This is a genomic window from Paenibacillus sp. R-74696 (assembly GCF_055814915.1).
Map to the genome: position 1 here is coordinate 148,347 of NZ_JBPULM010000030.1, position 12,228 is coordinate 160,574.

General features: G+C 51.3%; 13 protein-coding genes. All 13 read right to left on the reverse strand.

Annotated elements, in window-relative coordinates; translation table 11 throughout:
• Positions 1 to 156: 156 nt before the first annotated feature.
• The 13 genes from trpA to ACSR9A_RS12470 all read right to left on the reverse strand — a co-directional run bounded on the left by trpA (position 157) and on the right by ACSR9A_RS12470 (position 12,227).
• Positions 157 to 963, reverse strand: coding sequence for a tryptophan synthase subunit alpha (trpA, locus tag ACSR9A_RS12410; protein ID WP_473757514.1), 807 nt, complete (start codon positions 961 to 963; stop codon positions 157 to 159).
• Positions 950 to 2,155 carry a tryptophan synthase subunit beta gene (gene trpB / locus ACSR9A_RS12415; protein ID WP_473757515.1) on the reverse strand — a complete coding sequence of 402 codons (1,206 nt, stop codon included), beginning with the start codon at positions 2,153 to 2,155 and terminating at the stop codon, positions 950 to 952. The genes trpA and trpB overlap by 14 nt, the downstream gene beginning before the upstream one ends.
• Positions 2,152 to 2,886, reverse strand: a complete 735-nt coding sequence (locus ACSR9A_RS12420) for a phosphoribosylanthranilate isomerase (RefSeq protein WP_473757516.1) — start codon at positions 2,884 to 2,886, stop codon at positions 2,152 to 2,154. The genes trpB and ACSR9A_RS12420 overlap by 4 nt, the downstream gene beginning before the upstream one ends.
• Complete coding sequence (trpC, locus tag ACSR9A_RS12425) at positions 2,886 to 3,680, reverse strand: indole-3-glycerol phosphate synthase TrpC (RefSeq protein ID WP_473757517.1); 795 nt, start codon at positions 3,678 to 3,680, stop codon at positions 2,886 to 2,888. Before trpC ends, ACSR9A_RS12420 begins: the two co-directional genes overlap by 1 nt.
• A complete protein-coding gene (gene trpD, locus ACSR9A_RS12430; protein WP_473757518.1) occupies positions 3,667 to 4,722 on the reverse strand; it encodes an anthranilate phosphoribosyltransferase in 1,056 nt (351 codons plus the stop codon). Before trpD ends, trpC begins: the two co-directional genes overlap by 14 nt.
• Positions 4,719 to 6,311: an anthranilate synthase component I gene (trpE, locus tag ACSR9A_RS12435; RefSeq protein ID WP_341278159.1), complete on the reverse strand. Its 1,593-nt coding sequence runs from the start codon at positions 6,309 to 6,311 to the stop codon at positions 4,719 to 4,721. The genes trpD and trpE overlap by 4 nt, the downstream gene beginning before the upstream one ends.
• Positions 6,312 to 6,721: 410 nt before the next feature.
• On the reverse strand, positions 6,722 to 7,090 hold the full coding sequence (aroH, locus tag ACSR9A_RS12440; RefSeq protein ID WP_338551721.1) for a chorismate mutase: 369 nt from the start codon (positions 7,088 to 7,090) through the stop codon (positions 6,722 to 6,724).
• A gap of 1 nt (position 7,091) precedes the next feature.
• Entirely contained in the window at positions 7,092 to 8,189 is a 1,098-nt protein-coding gene (gene aroB, locus ACSR9A_RS12445) for a 3-dehydroquinate synthase (protein ID WP_473757519.1), read from the reverse strand.
• Between the two features lie 3 nt (positions 8,190 to 8,192).
• The gene (gene aroC, locus ACSR9A_RS12450; protein WP_338551723.1) at positions 8,193 to 9,362 is read right to left on the reverse strand and encodes a chorismate synthase; all 1,170 of its coding nucleotides are present in this window, start codon (positions 9,360 to 9,362) and stop codon (positions 8,193 to 8,195) included.
• 366 nt (positions 9,363 to 9,728) lie between these two features.
• Positions 9,729 to 9,896, reverse strand: coding sequence for a hypothetical protein (locus ACSR9A_RS12455; protein WP_341278161.1), 168 nt, complete (start codon positions 9,894 to 9,896; stop codon positions 9,729 to 9,731).
• Positions 9,897 to 9,962: 66 nt separating this feature from the next.
• Positions 9,963 to 10,748 carry a CheR family methyltransferase gene (locus tag ACSR9A_RS12460; RefSeq protein WP_473757520.1) on the reverse strand — a complete coding sequence of 262 codons (786 nt, stop codon included), beginning with the start codon at positions 10,746 to 10,748 and terminating at the stop codon, positions 9,963 to 9,965.
• Between the two features lie 33 nt (positions 10,749 to 10,781).
• Positions 10,782 to 11,225: a nucleoside-diphosphate kinase gene (ndk, locus tag ACSR9A_RS12465; RefSeq protein ID WP_473757521.1), complete on the reverse strand. Its 444-nt coding sequence runs from the start codon at positions 11,223 to 11,225 to the stop codon at positions 10,782 to 10,784.
• 27 nt (positions 11,226 to 11,252) lie between these two features.
• Positions 11,253 to 12,227 (reverse strand): polyprenyl synthetase family protein, encoded by a 975-nt coding sequence (locus ACSR9A_RS12470; RefSeq protein WP_473757522.1) that lies wholly within the window; start codon positions 12,225 to 12,227, stop codon positions 11,253 to 11,255.
• Position 12,228: the final 1 nt, after the last annotated feature.

Here is a 12,228-nt window from a genome sequence, read left to right on the forward strand (position 1 = left end):
CCTCCTCTTGTAGGTATATGAACATTTTAACACTATTTGGAAAAAATGACTATAAGCTCAACAATAAAGACTAACTTAACCTAAAAAAGAAGCGCAGAATATGCTCGTATTCTGCGCCTCTTAAATGATGCCTACCGCTAAGAGGCTGAATATGCCCTAGCCTTTGAGCCCGGCTACAAACTCGCCGATCTGCTTCAAGCCCTCAGCGCGGGTATTCTCCTCTGCTAGCAGCGGAATTGATTCTTCTATTTTGCGTACAATCGCACTGCCTACCACAACACCATCGCATTGCTTGGAGAAACGCTCCACTTGCTCACGGCTCGAAATGCCGAAGCCAACGGCGATCGGTAGATCAGTCGCTTCCCGCACGGTAGCGAGGAAATCGTCGATCCCACTGTGGAATTCGGCGCGCACGCCCGTTACGCCCAGCGAGGAAACGCAATAGACGAACCCTTTCGCCTTTTGCGAAATACGTACGACCCGATCCTTGGAGGTCGGAGCGACAAGCGGAATGAGGTGAATGCCCGCGGCTTCCGCCAGCTGGCGAACCTCGGCATCCTCTTCAATCGGCAGATCGGGAATGATCAAACCGCTGATTTCTTTATTTTTCACCAGCTCCATAAAGGCTTCCAGACCGAACTGCAGCACCGGATTGAAATAGGTGAACAGGATGAAAGGCAGCTTCACGCCAGCTTCGCGTGCTTGCGCTGCCGCTTCAATACAGTCGCGAAGGGTAATGCTGCTTCTCAATGCACGCTCGGAAGCCCGTTGAATAACCGGACCGTCGGCGAGCGGGTCAGAATAAGGAACGCCCAGCTCGATTAGATCAGCGCCAGACTCCTCCAACTGCTTAATAATCGCCAGTGAGGTTTTGAGGTCAGGATCTCCCACCGTTATAAAAGGGATCAGCGCGGTACGCTTTTCCTCACGTAGCTTTGCAAATACCGTATCAATGAGATTCATCGACTGCGCCTCCCAGCTTGCTCATAATCGTCTCTACATCTTTATCGCCGCGGCCGGACAGGCTGACGACAATAATTTGATCTTTATCAAGCGTTGGTGCCAGCTTGACCGTCTGGGCAATCGCATGCGCTGACTCCAGCGCTGGAATGATGCCTTCTGTGCGCGACAGCAGCTGCAAAGCGTCCATTGCTTCATCATCTGTAATCGGGAAATATTCCGCCCGGCCCGAATCCTTCAAATACGAATGCTCAGGGCCAATCCCTGGATAGTCGAGACCTGCCGAAATGGAATGCGCAGGCAGCACTTGTCCGTTGTCATCCTGCAGCACATAGCTCAGCGAGCCCTGAAATACGCCATGACGGCCTTTCGTCATCGTAGCCGCATGCTCATCCGTCTCTACTCCGCGTCCCGCAGCTTCAACACCGATCAAACGCACAGCCGCATCTTCAATGAACGGGTAAAAAATCCCGATCGCATTGCTGCCGCCGCCAACCGCTGCTACTACATAATCTGGAAGGCGTCCTTCCTCTGCCACAATTTGCTTGCGCGATTCGTCGCCGATAATCCGCTGAAAATCACGGACGATCATCGGATATGGATGCGGCCCTGTCGCTGAACCCAAAATATAATACGTATCGTCTACATGGCTAACCCAGTAGCGGAGCGTTTCATTACAGGCATCCTTAAGTGTGCGCGTTCCCGAAAGAACCGGCACGACTTCCGCTCCAAGCAGCTGCATGCGGAAAACATTGAGCTGCTGGCGCTTCATATCTTCCTCGCCCATAAATACTTTGCATTCCAGTCCAAGCAATGCCGCAATCGTTGCCGAAGCAACCCCATGCTGGCCTGCGCCCGTTTCGGCAATAATTTTTGTTTTTCCCATGCGCTTCGCCAGAACGCCCTGACCGATTGTATTGTTGATTTTGTGGGCGCCCGTATGGTTCAAATCCTCGCGCTTCAAATAAATTTTTGCGCCGCCAAGCTGCTCGCTCAGGCGCTCTGCATAATAGAGCGATGTAGGTCTGCCCGAATATTTATGCAGCAGATTGCGGATTTCCTCTTGGAAGGATTCATCCTTGGAATAGTGGTTGTACGCTTCCTCCAGCTCAAGCAGTGCATTCATTAACGTCTCGGGAACATAACGGCCGCCAAACTTGCCATAGCGACCTTTTTCATCCGGTACTCGGTTCATCGTTGCATCACCTTTCTGACGAATAATCTAATTTTCTCAATATCTTTAACGCCGTCCGTCTCTACTCCGCTGGACACATCAAGGCCACTCGGAGCGTACGCAGCTAACAATTCCTGTACGTTGTCCGGGTTTAGACCGCCCGCTACATAAAGCGGCACATTCAACTGCGCTGCCGCAGCTTGGTAATCGTCGATAACCTCCCAGTTGAACGCTTTGCCCGTACCTCCCCCGGCTGTGTCTATCAATACAGCATCGACCTTGCCTTCATAAGGAGCAAGCCGGGCAGCGGCCTCATCGGCACTTGTATGAGCATCCGTGCCCTTGTCAACGCCCCTGCCTGTGACTTCCTCAGACTGAACAACCGCTTCATCGCGTATAGAAAATACCTTCCACACCTTCACCGCAAATTGCTCACGGACCGCTTGGCAAAAAGCAGGTGTTTCGCTGCCATGCAGCTGTACCACATCGAGCGGAGCAATAGCCAGCGTCTCGCGCAGCTCCGCAAGCGCAGGATTGACGAATACGCCGACGGTCTGGGGACGCTGCCCCGCTGCCGCCTTCAAGCTGTGTACTGCCGCAACCAGCTCTGCTGCTTGCGCAGGAAGCACTTGACGCTTGCTAGCCGCAAATATAAATCCAATATCATGGAACGGCAATCCGTCCATTTGCTGAATCGTCTCCACAGTCTTCAGGCCGCAAATTTTAATACGGGGAGTCGTCTGCGTCTGCACTAGCGGCCCACCGGACCCATCAAATCGATAATAGCCTGACCTGCATCAGCCTGGCGCATGAAATGTTCGCCAATTAGAACCCCTTGCGCGCCAATACCTTGCAAATAATCCATATCTGCCGGACCGGCAATGCCGCTTTCGCTAATAACAGTCACACCTTGCGGCATCAAGCCGATCAGCTGCTCCGTTGTACGCAGATCCGTGACAAAGCTTTTCAGATCGCGATTGTTGACTCCGATAAGCGTCGCTTTATTCAGCTCAAGCACCGCCTCCAGCTCCTCGCGATTATGCACCTCGACCAGCACATCCATGCCAAGCGAAACAGCTGTATCATACAGCTCAGACATCTGCTGCTTCGTCAATATCGCCGCAATGAGCAAAATCGCATCCGCCCCAATGACTCTCGCCTCGTACACCTGACGGTAATCAATAATAAAGTCCTTGCGGAGCAGCGGAATGCTGACCGTATCCTTCACGAGCGTCAAATACTCATTTGCCCCTTGAAAATATTGCCGATCCGTCAGCACGGAAATACAATCCGCGCCGGCCTGCTCATACGCAGCTGCCAGCTCCGCCGGGTGAAATTCAGGGCGAATCAGCCCTTTAGAAGGCGAAGCTTTTTTCACCTCGGCAATGAGTCCAACCGTGCGCTTGCGGCCCGCAGTCAATGCACGCTCAAAGCCGCGGCACGGACCAAGCTCGGCAATCGTCCGCTCATATTCCGCTAATTGGAATGTGGCCGATAATGCTTCAACCTCTTCGCGTTTTGTTACTACGATTTTATCCAAAAACATGGGTCAGCTCTCCTGTCGTTTGAATGAGGCCCAGCAGCTTTTGCTCGGCTAATCCGGAATCAATCATGTCCGCCGCAATTTTAACACCATCTGTCAAGCTCGCAGCAGCTCCGCCCACATAAATGCAAGCCCCTGCATTCGCAAGCACGATATCGCGATAAGCGCCGCGCTGCTCTCCGCTGAATATGCCGCGAATAATCGCCGCATTGGCCGCAGGATCGCCGCCCAGCACCTCGCTGATCGGATAGCGGGTCAAGCCCAGCTCCTCCGGCGTAATTTCATACGTGCGAACCTTGCCATTCAGAAGCTCCGAGACTCTAGTTGGCGCCGAAATGCTGATTTCGTCCAGCCCGTCGTTGCTGCTCACGACCATCGCGCGTTTGACGCCAAGCTCTGCCAGCACTGAAGCGACGGTGTCCGTTTTCTTAGCATCATACAAGCCGATTAGCTGGCGATCAGCACCAGCAGGATTCGTCAGCGGGCCCAGCATATTAAAAATCGTCCGAATGCCCAGCTCTTTACGTGGAACAGAAGCATGACGAAGCGATGGATGGTACAGCTGCGCGAACATGAAGCAGATGCCGACCTGCTTCAGACATTCCTCCGCCTGCTCCGGCGTGAGCGTAATTTGCACGCCCAGCGCCTCCAGCACATCAGCGCTGCCTGCTTTGCCCGACATTGCGCGGTTGCCATGCTTGGCTACGCGAATGCCGGCTGCCGCCGCAATAATCGCCGAGGACGTCGATATATTGAATTTATGAATACCGGAGCCGCCTGTGCCGCACGTATCAAGCAGCCCTTCCTGCTCGGTCTGCACATGGCTCGAATGCGCACGCATCGCCTGGGCAAAGCCTGTAATTTCGTCCTTCGTCTCGCCTTTCATGCGCAGCGCAGTCACCACGCCTGCAATTTGAACCGGCGTCGCTTCGCCGTTCATAATAATATCCATAACGGAGCGGGCTTCTTCCCGTGACAAATGCTCGCTGCCGATTAATTTAGTTAACGCGCTTTGCATCGTAATCGGTGTCAGGCTGTTTGTCATTGTACGAAACCCTCCCCTGCTTTAATGTAATAATCGCTATTAATGGCATTGAAGCTCTGATCGCGAGCGTCTCCAGGCTTGCCGAACAGCTGCTCAGCGGCCCGAATGGCCGTCAGCAGCGCTTTCGCTTTATTCACCGTTTCGGTATATTCGCTCTCCGGAACGGAATCCCAGACGATGCCTGCCCCGCTCTGCACGTAGGCTTTGCCATTTTTGAAAATGATCGTCCGAATCGTGATGCAGGTGTCGAGCGAACCGCCGAAGCCTAAATAACCAATCGCTCCAGCGTAAGCGCCGCGAGCTTCATTTTCAAGCTCCGCAATAATTTCCATCGCCCGCAGCTTCGGTGCGCCGGATACGGTGCCGGCAGGAAGACAAGAGAGAAACGCATCGTAAAAATCCTTATCCTCCCGCAGCTTGCCCGTCACATTCGAAACGATATGCATAACGTGGGAATAACGCTCGATTTCCATGAAGGAATCGCATTTCACCGATCCGAACTCGGATACACGGCCAATGTCGTTGCGACCTAGGTCAACGAGCATCAGATGCTCCGCCCGCTCCTTCTCATCTGCCAGCAGATCCTGCTCCAGCGCCAGATCCTCCTCCGGCGTTTTGCCGCGAGGGCGCGTTCCGGCGATTGGGCGGGTTTCCACCTTGCTGCCATCTACTTTAACGAGCGCCTCCGGCGATGTTCCAACGATAACCTCTTCTCCCATTTTCAAATAATACATGTACGGTGAAGGGTTCATCGTGCGAAGTACGCGGTACACATGCAGCGGATCAACATCCGTCTCAATGCTGAAGCGCTGGGACAGCACCACCTGGAAAATATCGCCTGCGCGGATGTACTCCTTCGCTTTGTCGACATTGGCGATGAACTGCTCCTTCGTCAAATTGGACTGCACATCGCCAACCTCGGGCATAGTAGGCACGCCAGCACCGATTGGTACGGGGATTTTCACCTGCTGCTGCAGGCGCTCGACCGTCGCTTCGATTTTGGCAACTGCTGCGTTGTACGCCTCCTCGACGCCGTAGGACTGAACAATGCCCGTCTGCGTCTTCTCCTTCGGCACATGCACATTGCCGATAATTTGCAGCTGCTGCTTGAAGTGGTCGAACACGATGACCTGATCGCAGAACATAAACTGCAAATCATTCATTTGCAAATCATCAATCCGGTGGGCTGGAAGCTTCTCATAATATTGCAGCAAATCGTAGCCGAAAAACCCGATAGCCCCGCCCGTAAATGGCGGAAGATGGGACATCGCCGGACTGCGATAGTAACGAAGATGATCCTTCAGCAAGCTTAGCGGCTTATCGTCGAAGCTGATTTTTTCACCATTTTTCTCAAAAATCATTTCGCCGTTTTTGCCGTACAGCATCATAAACGGATCGGTTCCAATGAACGAATAACGCGCCCATTTCACGCCGCCCTCTACACTTTCAAGCAGAAATGCATGCTTTTCCTTGGCAAAATGCTGAAACAGCCGAATCGGCGTCTCCGTATCCGCCATCATATAACGAACGATCGGAATGAGATTGTATTCCTCAGAGAGCTTGACCACTTGCTGTAATTCACTATTCATCGTTACGTCCCCCTTCTCGCTATGTGTAGACACATTCAAAATAAAAAGCCCCTGCCAAGGCAGGGGCGTTGATTTAAGATGAGGACAAAAAAGTAAAGGCCAGCCAGCAAATAAATCTATAGCAGCATCTTGCACATACGTAGGTACGTAAACGTAAAACAGCTGTCGCCATCTAATAAGATGGATAGGCTCTTCTCTCGATGAAATAGAAAGCGATTATAAGCGCTAAACTTATACATCATCTATTTCATAATTACGCACTCTGCTCTATAGTCTTTCTATTCGCAACTTGGCTATGCTCGTCTCTGCTCTGCTCATCTAATTTCAACTAAAACCTGCTCACTTGCCACTCAACTAGTCTCATTTACTTCATCCAATATACAACATCTTGTGCCTGATCGTCAATTAGATTAGGATTGCGTTAAATCTGGACGAAGCACCTGGGCTCCTCCCAAGTACACATGTTTAATTTCGGCTTGCGTTTTATCCGTATTCACGGTAACCATAAGCCTTATGCAGCGCGCAAGGCTTCCCTTGACTGGCACTTCCAGCGCGCACATGAGTGGAACAAGCTCCCAGCCGCTCATTTGGCGAATGGCCAAAGCAGGGAACGCATCATCCAAATCATTCGTCACCGTAATAAATACGCTGCAAATATCGTCAGGCTGAACGTCATTGTCTGCGACAATGGCATGCAGCATTTCAAGTGTTGCTTTTAAAATAGGCTCTTTCTCGTTTGTATCGACGGTAATTGCCCCGCGAATTCCCCTAACGCTCATATTACTCGGCCTCCTGTTTCAATTCCTCCACGATTTCCCGAACCCATGACGCCGGTACATCCTTCTTGATTTCCACTTCGCCGATCGCCGTCGGCACTACGAAAATCATCGTGCTTTCGCTGAACTTTTTGTCATGCATCATCGCTTCCATAATCGCGTCCACGTCGAAGTGCTCTGGCAGCTTCACCGGAAGCCCGCATTTCGCAAGCACGCGCTTCGTTGTTGTATAGACGTCCTCAGGCGCTCCATAACGCAGGCCAAGCTTGGCCGAGCCAATCATGCCGATGGAGATCGCCTCGCCATGAAGCAGCTCGCCATAGCCAGCTACAGCCTCCAGCGCATGTCCAATTGTATGGCCCAAATTCAGAATCGCACGCAGGTCATTCTCGCGCTCATCCTTGGATACGACAGCAGCCTTTACACTGCAGCCCTTGTACAAGGCATAGCCCAGTGCTTCTGGATCGAGCGCCAGCAGACGCTCTGAGTTTTCATCGCACCACTGCACGAAAGCGTCGTCCCAGATGAAGCCATGTTTGACCACTTCCGACAAGCCTGCAGAAACGTCACGCGGCGGCAGCGTCTGAAGCGTATTCAAATCATAAAGCACCATTTCCGGTTGATGGAAAGCGCCGATAATATTTTTCGCCAGCGGGTGGTTGACTGCCACTTTGCCGCCAACGCTGCTGTCATGCGCCAAAATCGTCGTCGGAATTTGAATGAATTTCACGCCGCGCATATAAGACGCTGCTACGAAACCGGCCAAATCGCCAACTACGCCGCCGCCAAGGGCAACGATCGCCGACTTGCGGTCAAGCCCAGCCTTCAGCGCATGAGTAACCAATTCCTCCAGCATCGCCAAAGACTTCGAGCTTTCACCCGACGGTACGATTGCTGTCGACGGCTGGAAGCCTGCTGCGCTTAGCGCGTTTGCAAGCGGCTCCAAATAATGGGGCGCCACCTTGTCATCCGAGATGATTAGCAGCGGAGATTTTTTGCTAATGCCATGCCTTTCGAAAAAAGAGGGAGCCTCCTGCAGGAGACCCTCCCCGATATAGATTGGATAAGAGCGCTCGCCTAAATCAACCGTTAGCTCTCTCATCCTTTAGTACCTGCCTATTTGCTCAAGGTATTGATTCAGGTTCGAGCGGATTTCCTCAATGGAGTCGCCGCCGAACTTCTCAAGAAATGCTTTCGCTACTTCAAAAGCCACAACATGCTCCATCACAACGCTAGCTGCCGGAACTGCACAGCTGTCGGAACGTTCCACTTGTGCCGTGAATGGTTCTTTCGTGTCAATATCCACGCTGCGAAGCGGCTTGTAAAGCGTTGGAATTGGCTTCATTACGCCACGGACAACGATTTGCTCGCCATTGGTCATACCGCCCTCGAATCCGCCCAGACGGTTCGTCGCTCTCGTATAACCTTCCTGTGCAGTGTACAAAATCTCGTCATGCACCTGCGAGCCGCGCAGCTTCGCCGCTTCAAAGCCAATGCCGATTTCGCAGCCTTTGAAGGCATTAATCGAAACGACAGCACCTGCGATGCGCGCATCCAGCTTGCGGTCCCATTGCACATGGCTTCCCAGTCCAATTGGCACGCCTTCAATAATGCACTCGACCACGCCGCCGATGGAATCTCCTTCGGCTTTAATTTGGTCAATGTACGCAGTCATCTTCTCTTCGGTTTCTTTATCAACGACGCGCACAGGCGATTCTTCCGTAAGGCGAATGAGCTCATCCAGCGGCAATTGGTTTGCCGGCGCTTCAATCTCGCCAATGCGGATAACCTGTCCGCCTACTTTAATGCCGAATTCAGCAAGAAGCTGGCGTGCTACCGCACCTACTGCTACGCGTGCTGCTGTCTCGCGGGCACTGGAGCGCTCCAGTACGTTGCGAAGATCCTTCAAATTATATTTCAAACCGCCGTTCAAATCCGCATGTCCAGGACGCGGACGGTGTACCCGGCGCTTCTCTTCATCTCCGCCTTCGATCGGGGCGATGTTCATTACGCTTGTCCAATGCTTCCAGTCATTGTTCTCAACGATTAACGCTACAGGAGCGCCAGTCGTCCGACCATGACGAACGCCGCCGACAATGTTCGCCGTATCTTTCTCAATTTGCATGCGACGACCACGGCCATGGCCTTTCTGGCGACGGTGAAGCTGAAAATTAATTTCCTCAAAATCAATGGTTAAATTGCTAGGAAGACCCTCAATAATGGCGGTCAATTGGGGACCATGTGTTTCCCCCGCTGTCAAATATCGTAAACTCAACCTAAAGCTCCTCCTTCAACGCAAACAACCTAATATGGCCTGGGGCGCTGCAAGCGTGCGCATTCTGCCGATTATTAGGCGCATGCTATCATCAGCTACCCTAAACATCTTTGCTCATTATAGTACAGCCTTGCGGGTTTGACAAGAAATGCGCACCGCCAATCCGCGTCCAAACGCCATTTTTATCTCAAGCGTAAACGGCCGAAAGCCGTCCTTTGGCGGCGCGGCGCGTTTCAGTCCGAGACCTATAGAGAAAGGATGGGAAAATCATTTCCTTTCCTATATGTCAAAAAAAGCAGGATCAGAAGCCTGATTGGGCACCTGATCCTGCTCTTTTTCAAACGACGACCCTCTATGGGCCTTCCGTCAGCTATTTACCGTGCGCTTGCTCTGCGAATCCGCATAATCGGAAGCGAACTGCTGGGCTTTCAATAATCCCGGCAATTGGCCGCTGTCCAGCCCCAAAATCTGCGCGCACTCCTGAATCGATATAAAACCAAGCTTATAGGCTTGAATCACTTTGCGTTTATCCATCTTTCGTTCCGCCTCCAAATGGTGTTGACTACCACTAGTATAGGAGAACAAGGAAGACGATATACATTAATTGCTCGTTTTTCTGTAAAAGAACGTATCCGCCGTATCAAAGCCATACTGGGCCGGCGAAAAAATCTGTTCCGTGCTGCCGACGAACAAAATGCCGCCCGGCTTCAAAGCTTTTGCAAACTTGTGGTACAAAATGCGCTTCGCGTCCTCGGTAAAATAAATCATAACATTGCGGCATACAATGAGGTCGAATCCGCTATCAAACGTATCATGCAGCATATTTTGCTGCTTGAACTGGATTGATTTTTTCAAATCATTCGATACGGCAAAGGCCCCATGATCTGGAGCAAAATATTTTTGACGGAATACTGGCGGCACATCCTTAAGCGAACGCTCTAAATAAATGCCTTCCTGCGCCTTCTGCAGCACGATATTATCCAGATCCGTTGCCAAAATCGACGATTTGCCAATCGCGCCAATCTCCGTCAAAATCATCGCGAGCGTATAAGGCTCCTCACCCGTTGAGCACGCCGCGCTCCAAATTTTCAGGCGGCTGCTGTTTTGCAGCATTTCTGGAAAAAAATGATTTTTCAGCACTTCCCACCGATTCGGGTTACGCCAAAACTCCGAGACGTTAATCGTCATCCTGTCGAGAAATTCATTCATCAAAGTCCGGTCATTCTCCAGCTTTCTCCAGTATTCATCGAAAGTCTGGAATCCATGCTTCATGCGCAGCGTCGTAAGCCTGCGTTTCATCTGCGCTTCCTTATATTGCGATAAATCAATGTTGGTCTTATCTCTCATCTTCTGGATAAACGTTGCAAAATCCCGATCGTCCGTCATTATGCCTTCAGCCTCCGTTTGTATCGCAACTGGCTAAACCCAGCGCTGCATCGTTTGTTCGTAGTCCACAAGCTGTTCAGGAGTGAAGAAAATGGAAATTTCCCGCACGGCATTTTCGGGCGAATCGGAGCCATGAATCAAATTAAAATTCGTATGTACAGCAAAATCAGAGCGAATGGTGCCTGGAAGCGCATCCACTGCGTTCGTCTTGCCAATTAAAGCACGGGTTAGCGCAATGACGTTATCGCCTTGCCAAACCATCGCAAACACGGGACCAGAAGTAATAAATGCCAGAAGCGGCTCATAAAAAGGCTTGCCTTCATGCTCCTCGTAATGCTTTTGGGCAATCTCTTTACTTACGGTCATAAACTTGGCTGCAACCAATTGAAGCCCTTTACGCTCAAAGCGCGACATAATTTCACCAATGAGGCCACGTTGAACACCGTCAGGCTTAATCATCAAAAAAGTTCTTTCCACTTGTAGCAGCTCCTTTTCGCATCTTGATTAATAATTGCGTTTGCCGACAAAATGTGCGATATCGGATAAGTTCTTCTTCGCCGGGATAGATGGCAATTCCTTCAAAGCAGCCAGAGCTTTCTCGACATACTTTGCTGCGAGCTGCTCAGCGACATGAATGCCTTTGCTATTTTTGATCAAATCAATCGCTTCACGCGTATCCACATTGCCATTATGCTCGCGAATACGGGCAATTTCCACAAGCAGCCGCTCGCGAGTTGCTTCATCCTGCAGAGCCAAAATAACAGGCAGCGTAATGTTGCCCTGTCTAATGTCAGAGCCTGGCGGCTTGCCGATCTGCTTCTCGGTTCCGAACAAATCAAGCAAATCATCGCGAATTTGAAATGCCATGCCCACATTGTAGCCATATTCATACAGCCGGTTTGCCGTCTCTCTGTCCCCATCTGCTGCAATAGCTCCAAGCTGGCAGCTTACTGCAATGAGCAATGCGGTTTTGCGCCTGATGCGCAGCAAATAATGACGTATGGTTTGGTCCGTATTGAAAAAATAACGGATTTGCTCCATTTCGCCAATGCCCATTTGTACAATCGCCTTGGACAGCACCTGATGAATTTGCGGGTTGCCGAGTTCTGTGGCAATAACGAGCGCTCTGCCGAAAATATAATCTCCGGTATACATCGCAACCCGATTATCCCATTTGGCCTTGACCGTAGGCTGGCCGCGTCTGGTAGCTGCATCATCAATTACATCGTCATGGACAAGCGAGGCCATATGGATCAGTTCAAGAGGCACGGCGATTTTTTTCATGACCTCCAGATTATAGCGCCCAAACTTGCCCGCAAGCAGCACAAAAACAGGACGCAGCCTTTTGCCGCCTGCCTTGAGCAGATGAAGGGATGCCTCGCTCAGCAGCTTATGCTCGAAAGTGACGCTGCGTTCAAGCTCCTTCTCTATTTGCGTGATATCGCCTTTTAATTTTGCGTACATATCTAATAGTTTCATT

What these genes read in the sequence shown, in the direction of transcription:
- trpA (WP_473757514.1), bottom strand. Translation starts at nt 963, where the DNA reads ATGAATCTCATTGATACGGTATTTGCAAAGCTACGTGAGGAAAAGCGT.
- trpB (WP_473757515.1), bottom strand. Translation starts at nt 2,155, where the DNA reads ATGAACCGAGTACCGGATGAAAAAGGTCGCTATGGCAAGTTTGGCGGC.
- trpD (WP_473757518.1), bottom strand. Translation starts at nt 4,722, where the DNA reads ATGACAAACAGCCTGACACCGATTACGATGCAAAGCGCGTTAACTAAA.
- trpE (WP_341278159.1), bottom strand. Translation starts at nt 6,311, where the DNA reads ATGAATAGTGAATTACAGCAAGTGGTCAAGCTCTCTGAGGAATACAAT.
- aroB (WP_473757519.1), bottom strand. Translation starts at nt 8,189, where the DNA reads ATGAGAGAGCTAACGGTTGATTTAGGCGAGCGCTCTTATCCAATCTAT.
- ACSR9A_RS12460 (WP_473757520.1), bottom strand. Translation starts at nt 10,748, where the DNA reads ATGACGGACGATCGGGATTTTGCAACGTTTATCCAGAAGATGAGAGAT.
- trpC (WP_473757517.1), bottom strand. Translation starts at nt 3,680, where the DNA reads ATGTTTTTGGATAAAATCGTAGTAACAAAACGCGAAGAGGTTGAAGCA.
- ACSR9A_RS12455 (WP_341278161.1), bottom strand. Translation starts at nt 9,896, where the DNA reads ATGGATAAACGCAAAGTGATTCAAGCCTATAAGCTTGGTTTTATATCG.
- ACSR9A_RS12470 (WP_473757522.1), bottom strand. Translation starts at nt 12,227, where the DNA reads ATGAAACTATTAGATATGTACGCAAAATTAAAAGGCGATATCACGCAA.
- aroH (WP_338551721.1), bottom strand. Translation starts at nt 7,090, where the DNA reads ATGAGCGTTAGGGGAATTCGCGGGGCAATTACCGTCGATACAAACGAG.